Below are 17,426 nucleotides of genomic sequence, written 5' to 3' on the forward strand. Positions count from 1 at the left end.
ATAGTTTACCACACCCATATCCAAAAATAAAGGGGAGTTGTTGTCATGGGGATTCCATCCGGATATCGCTGTTTCCATGACTGCCCGACTTCAATCCCATCGCCTGTTTCTTTTCTCTGAGCTTTCGCAGCAGTTTGCGGTCAGTAATCCGCAGGGTATTGGCAGGACCGGGTGATGATGACGCCCGGAACAGATTCCCCAACTGGTGCAGCAGCCGCCCCACCCCTTGGGAAATAGCCGTCTTGCGCCAGTCGTCCAGATGCTCCAAAAAATATTTGGCGTACTCGTTGCCCTGCTCCGCAGATTGGGTGAGCCAATAAACCGCCGCCTCCCGATCCCTCTCCACCTCTTTTCCAAGAAGATACAGCTTGCCCAGCGTGTACTGTGCGAATTGGTTGTTCTGTTCGGCGGCAGCGGTGAGCAGCCGGATGGCTTTCTCGGTATCCTTTGGAACTTCTTCACCATCCAGCAGCAGCTTGGCGAGGCGGTACTGTGCGAATTGATTATTCTGCTCGGCAGCGGCGGAGAACCACTGGACAGCCATCTGCATATCCTTGGGGATACGCTCACCCTCCAGCAGCAGTTTTCCTAAATCGTACTGGGCATAGACGTTTCCACCCTCCGCTGATTTGGTCAGCCACCCCAGCGCCCGCTGGATCTGTTCCTCTGAAGATGCAGGGTCGCTGAAAGCAATCCGGGTTAGCTGGTACTGCGCATGGGGATTGCCAAGGTGGGATGCTTTCTCAAACCACGCTTTCGCTGCCGCTCCATCCTGCTCCGTACCCACGCCATGCAGCAGCATCCAGCCAATGCGGTACTGCAGCCTGTCATCGTGACTCTGTTTCTCCAAACCACAAAAGCCCTGAAAGGCGCAGTGGAACCATCGGTCGGATCGTGCTTCATCCCGGAGGCATCCAACGCCGTCCCGGTACATCTTTGCCAGCTCATAGGCCGCATAGGGGAAATCCTGTTCCGCAGATACGGTATACAGTTCCAGCGCCCGTTGGAAGTTTTGTTCCACCCCCTGGCCCCGGTAAAAGAGACCCGCGAGGGAGTATTGCGCGTATTTATATCCACCGTTTGCTGAAACTGTAAACCATTTAACCGCTTCGTTGTAGTCCTGTTCACATCCCAGCCCCGCGGCGTACAGCTTTCCGATGCGGTACTCAGTATAGCGGCTTGGCTTCTCTCTTTCCACCGCGTGAAAAGACGCCAGCGCCCTGGTATACCATTCGTTTGCCGCCTGTGCGTCGTGTTCCCGGCCAAGCCCATCTGTGAGCATCCGTCCCAAATCACACATGGCCAGTGCATTGCCTTTCTCCGCCTCGGCCTGAAGCAGCCAGAACGCCTGCTCAAAATCCAGGGGCTGCCCATCGCCGCCAAACAGACAGCGTCGGGCCCGACGGTATTTGGCACTCCATTCCATACGCGGTCCTGACACATCGGGCGGGGCATCCTGCTGCGGTTCCAGGTCTGGAGGGCTGTCTTGCTCCTCCTTTTCTTCATCCTTGTCACAGAATAGGGAGGACAATTCCCCCAGTCTCACTGCCTCCCGGATGACCATATTCTTGATCTGCTTGAACTCTTTTTGTTGCGACAGCGGTATTCTCTCCGGCAAGTTGTCCCGGTGGGTGCGCAGCACCTCCTCCCGCAGCTCATACCACAGGCCACAGGCTTTTTCCACCTGCGGCTCTTTTGCCAGCTCGTCCACAATCTCATCCACCAGCTTTTTCAGCGGGGCCTTGAGATAGCCATACTGCTTCTTGCCGGTGGTGTGGGAGAGCTTTTCCGAGAGCTGCTCCATCATCGGTCCAAGCCGCCCATCTTCCCCCGCGCCGGTTTGCAGTTGTTCAATGAGTTCCTCCAGCACGTCCCTTGCAGCCGTTCCCAGCTCGTCTCTACGATGGGTCTGTTCCCGATAGACGGCGGTCAGCTCCTGCCGGAAGATCTCACCGGCCAGCTGGGAACGGATCCGCGCGATACCCTCTTTGGTGAGGAACCCTTCTGATGGTTTTGCGCTGCAGCAGACCATATGCACATGGGGATGATGACCCTCATTATGAAAGGCCGCATACCAGTGGAAACTGGAAAACGGGATCTTCATCGCATCGGCCAGCCTTGGCGCAAAGGCTGAGAGCAGCTCCCTCCAACGTTCAGCGTTGTCGTAACCCAATCGGGCGGCGTCCTCCCGCCGCAGGGAAAAGATGGGCAGCCATACATTCCCGGTGTGGTTTGAGATTTCTTCGGCCACCTGCGACAGTGCCAATGGATTTGTCCCGGCAGTGAACAGGCCGTGCGATTCCAGCTTCTCGGCGCGGGGACGGGTGGCGATGTACTCGAGATACTTCTCTTTGGCGCCGGTGAGCCGGTGGACATGATCCTCGATGATGCGGGTGATGAGTTCGGATGTGTTGGCCCTGGTGGGCGCCTCGCGGTAGTCCTCATACTCGAACAGCTTCCTGCTGTCCGGGAAATCCCGCAGCAGGTTTGAGAGCAGTTCCTCCTGTTTTGATGTTGCGGGGCTGTCCGCGTTCTCCGGGTGGATCAGCTCAACGCCCTCCCTGGTGGAGATGTACCGGACGTAATTCTCCCGCCGCGCCGCGTTTTGTTCGCCGCCCTTGATGTATGGGCACTTGAAAATGAGGCGGGGCATCTGTTACAGGCCGTTCTGGTAGTTGACCGCGTCCTTGAAAGAGATACCGCCGTTGGTGGACTTCACCTCCTGGACGCACCTGCCGCGCAGCTTATCCAGTACCGCAGGGTCGATCTCCATCCCCGACGCCAGCACATGCATCAGAATGTCCGCCTCCACCGCCAGTTTGAAAAGTAGGCGGCAGATGTGTGTCTCGCTGTTTCGCACCGTTGAACCGAGGGCTGCGACCAACGCCTTGGGCAAAAAGTCGCAGGCGTCCTGCCCGGAGACGTATCCGGCGTAGAACCGGATCGCCCGCTCGATGAACTCATTCTGGGTCTGGCAGTTGTCCCTTGGGCACATATCCTTGACCAGTTGCTGCACCTCCGGAGAGATCCGCAGCGCGAACTTGATTTTTTCTCTCGGCATTTGGAAACCCTTCCTTTCTTTCAAAATTGCCCCATATCCCCGCGCGAACCCCCGAAAAGCGGGGATAAACCGGGGAAAGGCAGCGGGGCATACCCCCCACCTGACCCCCGGGGCCAAAATCAGACCCCCGCGAAAAACGTTCCCCGACCCGCGTTGCGGGGCGGTGTGTGAGGCGCGGGAGCAGGGGCTTGACCCCCGCGCTTTATCCTGCTTCATTTTCGACCCCTGGGTTCTCGTCGTCACAAGCTCCATATTCTTCGCCCCGCCGCAAGCGGCAGGGCTCACACATTCCGCTGTTCCTCCCCACAAAGTCTGGCGACTTTGCGGGGACCCCATCATTGTGTTTGGGCGGGAAACCCCGTCCCATCTTCGTTTCCAAAACCGCGGGCACAAAGCCCCGGCAGGGCGTTCCTGCGGCTGGGTGGGACAGGGACTTCACCCGCTGCCCGACTGCGGCACACGGGGCGGCATAGGCGGGACAGCGGGGCGCACACCGCCATGCATGGGAAAAGGCCGCGCCGATGAACGGCGCGGCCTCTGCTGTGAGGTGGTATTTCGTTTTAGAATTGCTGCTGGGAAATCGCCTGGTCTTCCGCCTGCTCTATCGCCATCAGCCTTTCCAGGCTGCTGTCGAGGATCTGCTCCTTGCGTTCCTGAAGGATCGTCAGGTAGAACTCCCGCTGCAGATCGCTGAGAGAAGGGGTCTCCTCGATGATCCGCTGGATCTGGTCCATATCAATCCGCGGTACGATGCGGCAGAGTGCGGCGTTGCACTCTGGGTTCTTCAGTGAGGAGATGTATGCCGCGTAGGGGATTTTCACACCGTTTTCCTTTAGTGCGGAATTGGGGAAAGTAAAGACGCGCCGGCTGATTTCATCCGGGTCGTTCAGGACATCCCGCATCCCTTCTTCACTCAACTGTGGGTACAGGCAGGAGCCGCAGTCATAGACCGGCGCCAGTTCCACAGCGCCTCGCTTTTCATCCGCCAGCAAGCCCCAGTTTCCATTGTGTCGGTCAAAGTTCCCCAGGAACGCGTCGGCAACAAACTGATCCCAGAAAAATTCCCGCAGAGCCTGAGATGGGAACAGGGCTTGTTCCTCTATCGCTTCCAGTATGGTAGGGAGCTCTGTCCCATAACCATTCTGTTCACTGTCGATGCAGGTGTTCTTCAGCTTCGCAAACTCGATGAGCTGCTTTCCGCCTTCGGTAAAATCAGCGCAGGCCACTACCAGCTTCTCTTTGCCCTTGCTGTCGGTGTAGGTTCCCAACAGGGTATCCTGCACGTTGAATCCCAGGGCCGCGAAGATGTGGCAGCCAAGGTACTCGCTGATACAGCTGTTGCTGTACCCCATCCCGCCGCCCCGCTTTGGTTTGGGTGGAAATTTGAGCATGTAGCTTCTACCTTGATAGAGGACGTTGATTTTATTCCCGTTGGCGCCGCCATAGGCCCGGAAGCGGTTGACTTCGCACTTGGTAAAATCGATCAATGGTCATTCCTCCTCGTCAGAGAATAGATATTTGTGTCGAAGGCTGTCCGCCTGGGCGGGGCTGATTTCTCCGCCCCACTGGTTTGCGTTGATGGAGCCGTACAGCTCATCCCACAGGCAGTCCAGATGCTTGGATTTGGTACGTCCCCCCTCCAGATACTCCCAGATAGCTTTCTGCAGATCGGCAGGCAGACCGGACTCTTGGCACTCCACTCCCTCTGGAGGACGCTTTCTTTCAACCTCCAGCGCCAACAGCTGTTCCATAGAAAGATCCAGGGCCTTGGAGAGCTTCATCAGCGTACTGCCGCTGCACCGGGACAGTTTTGTCCTGCCGGAGTAAATGTCCGCCAGGGTCGCCCAGGGGATACCGCCGGTTTTGGAAAGCTGGTAACGGGTTATCCCTTTATTTTTCATCGCTTCCTGTATCGTCATAGTCATCACCAGTTCCATTATATCGGTATCCCGATAGAAAGTCAATCAGGCGCCGTCTGCTGCCCTGCAGCGTCACAGGCGGTACAGCGGGTGGCTGTCCGTTCAGAACTGTAGGGCCTGTTCCTTTTTCACCGTCTTTCCATCGATCCGCTCAAAGCAGCATTCGGTGTAGGAGAGGCCGTTTTCCTGTATCACCCGGTCGAGGGCGGAGAACATCTGCTTCTCATCGAGGCTGGCGTCCTCCTCCGGGTTGTCGTAGCAGATCCATTCAGACGATCCGGGATCGTCCTTGACAAACACATCGTAGCCCAGCCGCAGTTGTCCGCCAGCTTGAAACAGCACTGTGTCGATCCTGACGCACCCGGCTGTCAGCGACGCGGCGGTGCGGTCGGAAAAATCCGCGGGCGCCTCCCTTTTCAGCCGCTCCACTTCACCCTCGCTCATCCACTTGTCATGATGATACCCACTGCCCAACAGCTGTTTTCGTTCCATCCACTGCATATTCCACACCGCCTTTCTCACAGATGCATCCCATCAGAAAAACTGAATGGGCCGGATAGATCCGGCTCATCTATATCTTCTTCCTCACCCTCAAATTCTTCGCCGCTGTCCCCCTCGCTGAACAGGCTCTGCTGATAGCTCTGGCGGATGCCTTCGACAAAATACTGCTTTGTACTTTCCACCACCGCCTGTTCCAGGACAGAGGCGTCCAGCCCGCAGTCCTCATACCCATCCAGCACAGTCTGGTAATAGGAGCGGGAGGGAAGTCCATAGCCCATTTGCAGATTCATGATGTAGGCCATCCCGACAACCTCTTTGCCATCCATCCGCACAGGGATATCCTGCTTGAAGTAGTGATTCGGGAACCCCTCATACACATCCAGTGACCGCTCGTCCCAGGGCCGCAGCTCCCAAACCGCCACCGGGACAGAGGCCCCTTCCTTGGGGGCGATGGTGGCGAAGGCGCTTTGCGGGCGGCCTTTGAACTGCAGCTCATAACCCTCCACGATCCCGGTACCGCACAACTTTGCGGTGGGACAGCGGTGCTTCATCTGCAGCACATTCAGATTACTACCGTATGCGATGTAGAGCCGTTTTTCCATTTTAATCAATCCTTTCACATGGTCATGGTCATTACCGGCGCTTCCTCCGGCTCGTATTCTTCCGCAGGCTCAGGTTCTGCAGCCCGCTGCGCCGCCAGCCGTTCTTTTTGCGCCTCGGCCTGCGCCGGATCCCGCCAGGCGATATTCCCCTCCAGATGGTTCAGCAGGTGCTGCCGGGCGGTTTTGAATTCGTCACCGATCATCCCCAGCCGGAGCAGCCAGGTGCGGAAGGTATACTTCTCATTGCTGCTATGGGTCCGGGCCGGCTGTGCGCGTTTCTGCTCCAATGCCTGGTGGCTGATGGCGAGGCAGAGCTGGATATAAGCCTTGATCTTCCCCGCGTGGAGGGTGGAGTTGAACAGCCGGAATTCAATAGTGCCCTTAGAGAACACACTGTGCAGGTTGAGGGCGTGGTATCTGGTGTAGTCGTAATGATTCCTTCGCCCGCTTGGTCCGTTATACCAGAGCCGTTCCAGCTCCTGTATGGAGCGGGGGCGCTGCTGGTTCACATCGTCGAGAAACCGGGTATCCGCTTTTTGGCAGTAGCTCTCTCGGGATACGTTCACCTGCAGCGCCTTGTAGAGCAGGTCCTCCTTGGCCGCCATAATGTTGACGATGTTGCGCAGGGTTGCCGCAGTGTGTACGGAGGCGTCCACATGAACATGGATGCCGCAGGAGTCGTTGACCCTTGCGCCCGCCTCCCGCAGCTTGCGGATCAGCCCCTGAACGGTACCGATGTCCTCATAGACACAGATGGGCGATACCATTTCTACTGAATAGGTACTGCCGGCCGGTCCACCACTGCGATTTTCACAGTGGATGGATGCGTCGCGGACCAGCTTCCACTGCCGGTTCTGCTCATCCCTCACCGTGTAGCTATCGTAGGTCCCGCCTACATGAGACGCCGTGGTATGAAAATAACCGGCGATCACCCGGGCGGCGGCCGCCCTTGTGATGCCGGTCTTTCGATTCCAAATCGTTGGGTTCTCAGCAGTGATCACCTCATTTCTGACAGCCAGGATTACGGCTGTATTTTTTCTGCCCTTGGACGCCTTACATCATCGGCGTTCCCTGCACAAGCTGCTCTGCCTGTTCTTTTCTGTACGCTCTGCAGCACTCCTCCAAGCTGCTTCCCATCATGCGCTGACAGTAGGCGTCCATCCTGGGGAGCAGCAGCGCTTTTTCCGCGTCCGAGAGACGGTATCGGTATTCAGTATCATGATCGCTGCCCGCCAACACCATCTCCAATTCATTGCAGACCGTCTGCGACTCCATATCGTAGTTGGCGTAGAGGTTGAGGTAGTCGTCGTTCTCATCGGTGCAGACATGGGTCCCGAACATCTTGTCCGGGTCGAAGACCACATTCATATAAAAATTCAGCAGACTGCCGTTTTGAATCACATCCTCTGAGAATGAGACGTCCTCCGCACAAAGCCTGCGGCTGCCGATCAGATATGACGTCTGTGATTCCGGCAGGGTCTGGCAGCCCGTCTCATCAATCCCGGTTGGGATCTCTCTATGATTCATGTTGAGATTCCTCCTTCCGTCCTGCCGGCAGAGGCGGCGTTGGTGTTTTTGCAGGCCGTCTGGAGCGGTCTCTGACAGGAATCGCTTTGTGATCCAGATACTCCCGCACCGCCTCCGGCACAGCTTGCTCATACAGCTGCCGGAGGGCCTCATCCAACTTTTTCTTGACAGTGGTATTTTCTTTTTTGAGGACATATTCCAGTGCATCCAGCTTTTCATCCTCAAAGGTAACCATAATATCAATTTTCTTCATTGTCATACGCTCCCAATCTGTTTTTCTTATCTCTCTGTGTGTTTGTGTGAAAAAAAGCTAAGAAAATGGGCCCCAAAAAGTTACGCGGAGGACCCAGCCCGAATGCGAAAGAGAAGAGGCCCAATGCTTTACTTTTAGTTTGACATATACAACCGGTTATCCTTCCTCACATCGTGTAAAACTCCATACGCGGTTCCAGCTCCGGCTCCTCTCCGGTGAACTGCTGCGGCTCACCAAAGACATCCATACAGGCGGCGATCTGTTTGTCAGTCAGGGAAACAAATCCTCCGTCGTCGTCAGCCCCCACAAGAAAAAACGGCCCGCGGATGATTTCCTCATCTCCGAGCCATCGGTTGGGTTCCATGCCGTTGAGTTTGCCTTCTTTGTTGCAACAGAGGATGACATTGCCTCCGATATATACCGGCTGGAACAGACCCCCGCCGACCTCCGCTTGAATGGAAGCAAGGTCATTTGAGATTTCTTTTTCATAGGGCTCTTCACCCGGTTCCACTTTTAAAATTCGCAATGTTGGTACTCCTTTCATTGCTGCTTCGGGATTAGACATGCAGCATAGCTCGCTGGTTCCGGTCCAGTGGATTCCTTTCAAATCCAGGAATCGGTCTCCCGCCATGCGCATGATCTTCAGGTCGAATTCATCAGCATCTCTCACGCCGAGAGGAATATCGGATCTGCCGCAGCAGTAGGTCACACAGATGGTGGCCCACTTGCTTTTCTGTGGATTCTGCCTGGACAGTTCCGCAAACAGTTCCGTATTCATGACTTGTTCCACGGTGGTAAGCGACCCGAAAACGAAGGCGCTGCCGTTCGGCTCCCTGTCGCCGCCCATGAGCAGATGGGTAAAACGAATCGGCTGCAATGCTGTCAAACGGGGGAGCGAGGATTCCAGATGATCCATGAGAGGATACAGGCCGTTCAACCGGTTATCCCACTGCAGATGGGAAATCATATCTTCCAACAGGTCATAGACCTGCATCAACTGCGGTCTGGGATCGCCGCCCCTCAATTCCAACGTTTTGACATATTCACCCAGGCTTTGGATGATGTACTTCTGCAGTTTGAAGGGGGCCGGGTCCACGGCAGAGTATTCTTTGGCCTGCTCCAACTGCTGGTCAAGCCGCTCCAAATAATCCGTATCCGTGTTTTCGCCGTTCAGTTCCGCCATCCCTCTGAGAATACCGCTGATCCATTCCCGGCGCATCGCTGACCACGAGGGCGTATCCGGAGGCTGGTGGCGTTCCATACCATTCTGACGCTCTATGGCGTAAGCGGCGAGTCCTTCAAAGACTGTGCCTCTATCGAATTTCCGACTCGTACTTTATCACCTATCTTTCTATAGATAATTTCTCGGGTTCTGCGGCACACCGTCCCGGATCACCTCCAGATGCAGATGGGGACCGGTGCTTCTGCCGGTGCTGCCGCTCTTGGCGATCACGTCGCCGGCTTTCACCTCCTGCCCCTCTGTTACCAGAATTTCAGAACAGTGGGCATAGAGGGTGACCAGCCCGCCGCCGTGGTCGATGGCCAGATGGTACCCATACCCAGTCTGCTTATAGCGGACGAACAGCACCCGGCCATCCTTCACCGCCCGCACAGGCGTACCAAGGGGAACCCCCATGTCCAGCCCAGTGTGCCCTTCGCTGCCGGCGCCGGTGGGGTTTTCCCGGTACCCGAATTCCGAGGTTACCTTGTCCCGCCAGCCATTCTCCAATGGGCTGACAAACCCTTCAGCGGAAGGCTGCACATCGGAACCCTTTATCATCTCAGCGATCAGGTCATGGGTACCGTTGCCGCCCTCCAGCGCCATGTCCGCGCCCACGTCGAAGTTCCGGTAGACCACCCGCAGGTAGATCTCGGTGATATTCGCCATATCGTCCGGGGTGACCGCCCAGCCCGCGTAGCCGCCCGCATTCTGGTAGATGGTGGGCAGCTCATTGATGGGATAGGCCCGCAGATGGACGTAGTCCTCCTCATCTTCCTTCTCTGCTGGATGGACGCATTCCTCATAATAGACAAAGCAGTCCACAAACTCTCTAGCGGCGGCAGAACGCAGCCGCAGGTGATCGGAACCAAAATAGAGGGCATAGAAAACAGCCTTGACCCGGTTAGAGTCAAGGCTGTCACCATCCTCCATCTCTGATTCGACGTCCGTAATGGCGCTGTCCAGAGAGGAAAAGCAGGCGCGCATTTCGGTGATGTAGTCCCGGTAATCGCCGGGCATGGTGATGGGAAGATTGCCGCCGTAAAAGGTCAGCTCCACCGCCGCGTTGTTGTGATGCGCCGTCCCACTGAGCAGGGAACAGATAAAGACCACAATCAGGATGAAGGGGGTGAGGATCGCCGCCAAAAGGACAGCGACTACTTTCCAGGTCCGCTTGTCGGTCGCCAGCATGACGGCGGCCTTGATGAGCGCGGGGTTTGCCAAGCTGTGTCACCTCCGTCATTCCCCGTCATAACAGCCGCAGGGCATGTCGTTCTCCGGGAACAGCGCGCACAGGGCTGTCTGGTTTTTATCCGCCTGTACAAAATCCTCCCAAGACCAACCGCGCCCCAAGCCCTTGACCGAGACGAGGTTTGGTTTTGCGTTTTGCTCGATGGCGACAGCCCGTTCATACAGATCTCGGTGGTTGTGGTAGAGGGTGCGGATCTCGCTGCGCTTCATCGATGGACAAAAGAAACAGGAGGACTTGCCCGGCAGGGGCAGGCCCTCCTGCTGGATCGCCTGGACGCAGTCCTCCCGGAACCAGCCCCACTCGATGAGGGGATATTCGTTTTGGTATTTTTTATCCTGGATGTCATAGACAATAGCATGGGTGCGGCGGCGCTCCTCCCCGGCGTCATACCCGATAAATTTAACAATGCGTTTTCCGCTCTCCCACACCTTGCGGCATTCCGGGTGGTTGTTGCAGAACTTCTCCTGGGTCGACACCTTGTGCTTGAGGGAACAGGATTTGTTGCCGTAGGCGATGGCGGGCAGCGTCCCGGAGCGCAGACATTCCTGCTCCAAGGTGAGCCGCTCGCCGTTGCGGTCGGTATATTTTAGTATGGTAATGGACGGCAGGCCATGCTTCCGGAGCCACCGGTTCATAACGGGCAGGTACTCATAGGTGTGGGGCTGCTCCCCACCGGTGTCTGAAAACAGGATCAGGTCGATGGGGACGCCCCGCTGATACAGCCCAATGATCATGGCGGTGGAATTAGTCCCGCCGCCGTATCCTACAATGTTCATTATCTCCCTCCTCCCTTGCCATAGAGCGCCAGCTTGTGTTCCGGCGTCTTGACCACCAGGTTGTACCGCTCGGCGCCGCAGCGGTAGAGGCAGGAGCCGGTCTGACAGGCGAGGATGAGCTGGTGTTCGGTTTCCTCTAACTGCAAAGCTTCCATGTACCCCCGCTTGTCGATGGTTCCGGGGTGGAACAAAAAATGGTGGGCGGGGATGGAGAACAGCGGTTTGGTCATCTCGGCCACACCGGGGAGCAGAAAATCCTCGATGTTCTGACTGGCTAACCCGATCAGGCTGTCGCGTTTCCGCACACGCTTTTCGGCGCTTCGGATGTAAGACACAGCCACAGGGTTTGAGAGGAACACATGCAGCTCCTCAAAGATACCCGCCGTATTGCCACCTGCGATGAGGGCGTGGTTGATATAGGACAGGATGTTAAAGAACATGGCGTCCTTGATGTTTTTGCCGCCCTCCATCAGATCCTTGACCCCAAAGGTGATGAAACGGGTGTCCCGGATGTTGGTGTGGCCATTGAAGAATTTGGAATCCGCCCCTTTACACATGGAATGCAGCCCCAAACAGGCGGAGCGCAGCAGCTCCGGGGTGTACAGCTCCCCGCCGCTGCCGGTACGGACGCGCTGGTATTCCGCGTCCATCTGGTCATAGAGGTCGGAGAGGATGGGGTAGTCCTGTGATGAAAGTTTGGAATAATCGGTGTCGTCCCGCAGCCCGCATTTGTCATAGAGCCGCCCCAGCATGATCTCGATGGTATCGATCTCCGCCTCGGTGAAGGGTTTGTAGCTGCGGAAGAAGTCCCGCAGAAACGCGATGTGCTGGGAAAGCACAGAGCCGCTTTGAAAGGCGGCGGGGGCTTCCGGGTCGGGTTCCTTTTCCTCTGCCGACCACATACGCGGCTCCAGCACATTGATGCGGTTTCTGCCGTCGGTCAAGTCGAGGTAGCTGCCGCCCAGCGCCTCCGTGATCTCCCGGTACTCCCCCTCGGGATCAAGGCACAATACCCGCTTGCCGCTTTCGAGGATATTGATGAGCAGCAGCTTGAGCAGATGGCTTTTGCCCTGGCCGGAATTGCCAAGGATGAGAAAATTGGCGTTGCTCTTGTCCTGGGCGCGGCGGTCCAGATCGGTGATGATGGAACTGCCGTATTTGTCGTAACCGATATAGAACCCACCGTGGTCGGTTTTCCCGGTGTAGGAAAAGGGGAACAGATTGGCCACGCTGGAGGCGGGGAGCATCCGCTCGAACTGCTCCCCGAACACATTCCAGCCGGAGGGCATCACCGAGAGGAACCCCTCCTGCTGGCAGAGGAACAGCCTATCCACACTGATCTTCGCCCGGCCCAGCTCAGTCTCCACACTGTCCCGCAGCTCCACGAAATCCTGCTCGGTGCGGGCGATGAGTTCGATGTAAACAGCGGTGTGGAAGAACGGCTCCCGGTTGCGCTGGGCTGCGCGGATCATGGAGGAGACGTCCTCCAGATTGCTCTGGGCCTCCACCACCTGCCTGATGTCGGTGCTGCCGCTCTTGTATCGGTTGGCCTTGTCCGCCGCCTGCAGGATCTTGCGTTCCTCGCCGGGGGTGACCAGCCGTGTGTAGATCCGCAGGGTGACGCCCGCCCGCTCCCCCAGCCGCTGGAGGATGGCCTGTTCTTCGGTGGAGGCGGGGTACCCCCGCACAGCCCAGACGCACCGCCAGCTCCCGCCCACCAGATACCGGTCCACCTCGAACTTGACGGCGGAGGGGGCAATGAGATCAAGGAAGGTCTGGAGAACCTGCTCGTCGTCCATGACGCTGGCGGCCTTGTAGTCGCTCTGACCATTTTTTAAGAGCCAACGCTGACCGTCAAAATCGTCATACCCCTCGCTGATGACGTCCTGGGCAAAGTAGATCGCCAGGATGCGCTTGAGGTCGTCATATCCCGCCCGCTGCACTGAAAACCGCTGCTCCCGGATGAGCCGCTCCAGCCGCCCCAGATAGGGGTAGATCTCCCGTTCCCCGATGTTGCGGGGGCGGACAAGCAGGACAAACTCCCTCGCGGTGGCGGCGCGGCTCTGGATCTCGTCCAGATGGCGCATGTCCTGCTCCAGCAGCTGGCGGATGGCGGGGGACTCCTCCTGCTCGATCCGCCCGGTCAGATACCGCTTGTTGTGTTCAAAGCTCTCGCGGGAGCCGAGGCAGAGCAGCTCCACCTCCGCGAACCCCTTGAGGACATGCATCAGGGCGTTGACCCGCGCTTGCAAGCTCTCCCTGGACAGCACCGAAACATTGGTGGGCTGGATGAGAAAGAGAACAACCTCGTCCCCATGCAGGGTGACGAGGCTGTGTCCGGTGATCTTTTGGATGTTCATGAGCTTGCGGGTGGTCTTATCCCTTCGCTTGCTTTTCCCTTTTCTGAACAGGCCGTTTCTTTTGATGGTGCGTCACCTCCAAGGTATTCCGGCCCCAGCGGTAGGACTGGGGCCACAGGATGAAATAGACGGCAGCCCTGCGGAGAAAATCCAGGATGCAGGCGTCGTCAAAGCGGATAGTTAAAAAGAGATACAGGGCGGCGACGGCGGCAAAGAGGAAGGAGCCGGCGTAGACGAACAGTACCACGCCCAGCACCCCCAGCAGCCCGCCCATCGCCAGATCCCGCAGCCGCCACAGCCCCAGGGTCGGGGCGGCTTTCAGGTTGTCTGGATAGATATAGATAGTTTGTCACCTCCAAACCCTGCATAGATTCTTTGGTCAGATCCGTCATAGCTGCGGTTCCATACAGAATTCCTCCGTCTCCTCCCGCAGAGAGTAAATACAGTGCCGGATCTCCTCGTCATGCACTATACCCCAGCCGTTTTCTTCGATCCATTTGTTGGTCATGGTTTCCAGGGGGTCATCCAGATGGAACAGGAATGCGGCGTCCTCCTCATGGATGCTGTCGGCCAGGTTGTGATAGATAAACTGGGCGGCGGATATTTCTTCCGCCGCCTCGATCAATTGTTCCGATGTAGACGCCATCCACCGCTGTATCAGCTGGTGATAACTTTCCTCCAGTTTATCCTGCAATTCTTTACAGTAATCCATAGGGAGGCCCTCCTTATTCGACATCCTCGCCGCCAACTGGGGAGCTGCTGTTTTCTTCCCATTCCTCACCACCGACCGGGGATCTGCTATTTTCTTCCCATTTTTCGCCACCGACCGGGGAACTGCTTTTCGCCTCCCATTCCTCTACCACCTGCTCAATGAGACCGATGGCGAAGGACTTCAGAGTGATCTTTTGGCCGGTCTGCTGCCGCTGGGCGTCCAGATAGCTCTGGATTCGGTTAAAAAGTTCCTCCGGGATCTGGAATGCAAGGGTTCTGGTGTTGTTGTTCATGCTGCTCTTTCCTTCTTTCTGTTCATAGTATTCGGTCAGAACCCGTTCTACATATTGACTGAGAGTCAGGTTCAGGGCCTCCTGTTCCTTTCGCACCATTTCGTGCAGCGGTATGGGGATTTGCGCGCATAGATTGCGGCGGTTTTCCATTTGATTTCCTCCTTTCTCCGCTTGATCGTAACGAAAGTATACCCCAAAGGGACTGGCAAAGCTATTCACGAAAGCCAACGAAGATATGGAGTGGAAACAGCGCACAACCAACAAAGTTTTATCCGGCTGTCCGCAGCGCTAATTCTATGCCCTGCATGATGTACCCCATACAGGGAACGGCTGCCGAGTTTCCCAACGCGGGCGGAGTCGGACGCGCTGCGGACCGCTGCCAGCGGAAATCCCCCAATCCCGTCAAAGAGGCTGCCCAGTGTCACAGCGACAGGGCCGGTCCCGCCTGCTGGACCGGCGCCATCTGCCGGATGGGGATTCCCAGCCCTTTTGCGAACTGGATTTCCCGCTGCATCCCGGCTGAGATCTCCGGCCCGCACACCCACAGCTCATCGCAGCGGGAGAGCAGCTCCAGCCCTGCCTGTATCCCCATATTCCGCTGGGCGGGATCGCCGTCATCTAAAAACTGTGGGTAAATGAGATGGGGGGGCCACTGGCGTGACCCCCTGTCCCATCGCCTCCAGGCAGCAGCCCCTGGCATTTTCAATATTCTGCTCCACATCCCCCGCAAAGGGGGATGCAATATACACTAATTTCAAATGATCGCCTCCTTTTTACTATTTTGCGGCGGCTGTCACCAGATTACGGGTGAGGTTGACCACCGTCTGGGTGGCGTAGACCGCCGACATGATGTTTGCTCTCGTTGTCGTATCCAGCCCGAATTGCTGCGCAATCCGTGGAATTTCGCTGGAACAGAGCATGAGCCCGCAGCCCAGCAGCATATTGTCATTCCACACCATCAGTCCGGCAATCAGGATGGTGGACTGTAAAAAGGCGGTGAGGCAGAGCCCCGCCACCTGCTTGCACCAGCTGTAAAAGCCATCCATGTATCCCCGCGGGACGCTGAACAGGTACAGGCTGCCCACCGCGATCTGGATGAGCAGGATGCCGCCCCGTTTCAGGTTTGCAAAAAATACCTTGATGACCGAGTAGCCCATGAGGATCAGCAGGAAGATGGCGATAAAGGCCCCATACCCGTTGAGCGCACCCATAGAGGCCCGCGCCATACTGCTGATCCCATCCACATGGGAAACGCCGGTGATCTCGGTGGATAGGCTGCCCTGCAGGGTGATGCAGAGCTTGTACAGCTCCACTGGGACGGTTGAGAACAGGCTCACCGCGAAGAAGCCCCGGATGGCGTTCATCGCCAGCTCCCGGACGCCGCCCGCCCTGCCGGACTGATATTCCACAGCAGCCTCAAACACCGCCACCACCAATCCCACCAGATACAGCGCCCAGGCAAAGTGGGAGAAGAACTCCACCACCGCCCGCACCCAAACGAACTCGAACAGTTCGGTGCCCATGCCGTTCATCATGGTGAAGAACTCCCCGAGGAACTCCACGATCTTGGCATAGATCCAGTCGAAGATCTGCCCCAGCACCAGGTCAGCTACAAAATCCCAAATGAAGATGGGTTATCACCCCCTTTATTTTTTTCTTCTGTTCAAAGGCTTTGCCGGAGTCCGCTACTCAATTCCTGATCCCGGAACACTGCTAAATACCCATCCACCTGACCCGACAGCGTTTCAAAATCGGCAGGGGTGGGCTGGTAAACATACCAGCAAAGCTCGTTCCCATCCTGCCAGAGATGGGGATGGACACCCTCCCGAAAGTTGGGGTTGGCGGTCTTTTTGATCCCCCACACCTCGTCAAACCGCAGGACGGCGGTATCTACAACACCCTCCTTGCGGTTGAGTAGGGAGATTTTCAGAGCGTCAAACTGGCTCTGGATGCTAAGTGAGATAAACTGCGCCTGAACGCGCAGATCTCCGTCCAGCCTGCCGTAGCAGCTGCGGCCAACAAACCTTGCGTCATCGAACAGCGCGTCATGGTCAAAGAGCTTGCGCAGCTCCTTTTCAAAGGTTGTTTTCATCTGTATCATCTCTTTCTATCTGGAGAATAGTTCTATATCTCCAATCCGCCGTAGGACAGCCTGTCTGACAGTTCATCCGCAATACACAAGTCATGCTGGTTTCGGATGAAACCATAGGGCGTTTCCTCGATCTCCAATTCCTCCAATGCATCACTATCAATGGAGGAAAAACCAGCCGCACGGAATTCACACTCCAACTCCGGCTGACGGTAAAACTCATACATATCCATTTTACCGGCCAATTCAGCGGCTTCGTTGAAGTCCATACAGCTTTCAAAATACAGGATCGCCTTGAATTTACCCATTTCGGGGAGTAATTGCTTCTCCTTCATTGCGATAGCCAGATTGTTGACTGCGCTGAACGACTGGAAATGGCTGCCCGGCTCAATCAATGGAATGTCGCTGGTTGCCAAGAGGCCATCCATCATGTTGAGCTGCAGCTCATCCAGCGAATCCACTCCCGCCGTCTGTGCCAGTTTTTCCATCTGCGACTCGCTGGCAGGGCAGTTTACCCAGATCCCTGCTGTAGTATCCCCAGGGTTCTCCCAGTCGTGAAGGAGTTGGATGCGAATATAGGGGTCCTGTTCGCCCAGCCGGATCGAGCGTTCCGACAATTCTTCCCTCTCAAATTTCACTTCGCCTGGGCGAATGCGTTGGACGGCATCGTATGCGTCAGAGACTGTGGGAAGCTCAACTGTTTGGATCTCTTCTGCCAAGAGCTTCCTCTGCTCCTCCGTCATCTGCTGGATCAATTTCCCCAGGCAGTTCAACTCCCGAATGGATGGGGGATGTGCCTCATTTTCAATCACTCCTGCGAGAGTCTCCTGCAATTCATCGGCGGGGACGCCCCTGGGGGCCAC

The 17,426-nt window shown here is 56.7% G+C and carries 20 protein-coding genes; all 20 read right to left on the bottom strand.

The genetic code is table 11. The features are described from left to right. Window positions 1-43 precede the first annotated feature (43 nt). Complete coding sequence (gene mobP3, locus DWV16_RS00180) at window positions 44-2,653, bottom strand: MobP3 family relaxase (RefSeq protein ID WP_118477496.1); 2,610 nt, start codon at window positions 2,651-2,653, stop codon at window positions 44-46. 3 nt (window positions 2,654-2,656) lie between these two features. Continuing rightward, on the bottom strand, window positions 2,657-3,061 hold the full coding sequence (locus tag DWV16_RS00185; RefSeq protein ID WP_118477497.1) for a hypothetical protein: 405 nt from the start codon (window positions 3,059-3,061) through the stop codon (window positions 2,657-2,659). 560 nt (window positions 3,062-3,621) lie between these two features. Continuing rightward, entirely contained in the window at window positions 3,622-4,548 is a 927-nt protein-coding gene (locus DWV16_RS00190) for a HipA domain-containing protein (protein WP_118477498.1), read from the bottom strand. Window positions 4,549-4,551: 3 nt separating this feature from the next. Beyond that, window positions 4,552-4,998, bottom strand: coding sequence for a helix-turn-helix transcriptional regulator (locus DWV16_RS00195; RefSeq protein WP_243007240.1), 447 nt, complete (start codon window positions 4,996-4,998; stop codon window positions 4,552-4,554). An 84-nt stretch (window positions 4,999-5,082) separates the two neighbouring features. After that, window positions 5,083-5,481, bottom strand: coding sequence for a hypothetical protein (locus DWV16_RS00200; RefSeq protein WP_199719746.1), 399 nt, complete (start codon window positions 5,479-5,481; stop codon window positions 5,083-5,085). A 17-nt stretch (window positions 5,482-5,498) separates the two neighbouring features. Next, window positions 5,499-6,083 (bottom strand): gamma-glutamylcyclotransferase family protein, encoded by a 585-nt coding sequence (locus DWV16_RS00205; RefSeq protein ID WP_118477499.1) that lies wholly within the window; start codon window positions 6,081-6,083, stop codon window positions 5,499-5,501. A gap of 14 nt (window positions 6,084-6,097) precedes the next feature. Further along, window positions 6,098-7,084, bottom strand: a complete 987-nt coding sequence (locus tag DWV16_RS00210) for an amidoligase family protein (RefSeq protein ID WP_370218531.1) — start codon at window positions 7,082-7,084, stop codon at window positions 6,098-6,100. A gap of 52 nt (window positions 7,085-7,136) precedes the next feature. Continuing rightward, window positions 7,137-7,610, bottom strand: coding sequence for a hypothetical protein (locus DWV16_RS00215; RefSeq protein WP_118477500.1), 474 nt, complete (start codon window positions 7,608-7,610; stop codon window positions 7,137-7,139). Continuing rightward, window positions 7,600-7,863, bottom strand: a complete 264-nt coding sequence (locus DWV16_RS00220; RefSeq protein WP_118477501.1) for a DUF6103 family protein — start codon at window positions 7,861-7,863, stop codon at window positions 7,600-7,602. The genes DWV16_RS00215 and DWV16_RS00220 overlap by 11 nt, the downstream gene beginning before the upstream one ends. A 166-nt stretch (window positions 7,864-8,029) precedes the next feature. Beyond that, entirely contained in the window at window positions 8,030-9,046 is a 1,017-nt protein-coding gene (locus DWV16_RS19810; protein ID WP_370218534.1) for a DUF3846 domain-containing protein, read from the bottom strand. A gap of 168 nt (window positions 9,047-9,214) precedes the next feature. Continuing rightward, on the bottom strand, window positions 9,215-10,306 hold the full coding sequence (locus DWV16_RS00230) for a M23 family metallopeptidase (RefSeq protein ID WP_118477502.1): 1,092 nt from the start codon (window positions 10,304-10,306) through the stop codon (window positions 9,215-9,217). Window positions 10,307-10,321: 15 nt separating this feature from the next. Beyond that, entirely contained in the window at window positions 10,322-11,110 is a 789-nt protein-coding gene (locus DWV16_RS00235) for a hypothetical protein (protein ID WP_118477503.1), read from the bottom strand. After that, entirely contained in the window at window positions 11,110-13,470 is a 2,361-nt protein-coding gene (locus tag DWV16_RS00240) for a VirB4 family type IV secretion system protein (protein ID WP_370218538.1), read from the bottom strand. The genes DWV16_RS00235 and DWV16_RS00240 overlap by 1 nt, the downstream gene beginning before the upstream one ends. Window positions 13,471-13,486: 16 nt before the next feature. Beyond that, on the bottom strand, window positions 13,487-13,744 hold the full coding sequence (locus tag DWV16_RS00245; RefSeq protein WP_199719747.1) for a hypothetical protein: 258 nt from the start codon (window positions 13,742-13,744) through the stop codon (window positions 13,487-13,489). Between the two features lie 114 nt (window positions 13,745-13,858). Further along, window positions 13,859-14,182, bottom strand: coding sequence for a DUF3848 domain-containing protein (locus DWV16_RS00250; RefSeq protein WP_118477504.1), 324 nt, complete (start codon window positions 14,180-14,182; stop codon window positions 13,859-13,861). 13 nt (window positions 14,183-14,195) lie between these two features. Beyond that, on the bottom strand, window positions 14,196-14,624 hold the full coding sequence (locus DWV16_RS00255) for a translation initiation factor 2 (RefSeq protein WP_243007241.1): 429 nt from the start codon (window positions 14,622-14,624) through the stop codon (window positions 14,196-14,198). Window positions 14,625-14,895: 271 nt separating this feature from the next. After that, complete coding sequence (locus tag DWV16_RS19450; protein WP_243007242.1) at window positions 14,896-15,066, bottom strand: DUF4406 domain-containing protein; 171 nt, start codon at window positions 15,064-15,066, stop codon at window positions 14,896-14,898. Window positions 15,067-15,250: 184 nt separating this feature from the next. Then, a complete protein-coding gene (locus tag DWV16_RS00265; RefSeq protein WP_118477505.1) occupies window positions 15,251-16,105 on the bottom strand; it encodes a conjugal transfer protein TrbL family protein in 855 nt (284 codons plus the stop codon). A gap of 32 nt (window positions 16,106-16,137) precedes the next feature. Then, window positions 16,138-16,566, bottom strand: coding sequence for a hypothetical protein (locus tag DWV16_RS00270; protein ID WP_118477506.1), 429 nt, complete (start codon window positions 16,564-16,566; stop codon window positions 16,138-16,140). Window positions 16,567-16,598: 32 nt separating this feature from the next. Next, on the bottom strand, window positions 16,599-17,426 hold an 828-nt coding region (locus DWV16_RS00275; RefSeq protein WP_207661947.1), incomplete at its 5' end, for a hypothetical protein.

Source organism: Anaerotruncus sp. AF02-27 (genome assembly GCF_003465835.1).
GTDB classification, from domain to species: domain Bacteria; phylum Bacillota; class Clostridia; order Oscillospirales; family Ruminococcaceae; genus Anaerotruncus; species Anaerotruncus rubiinfantis.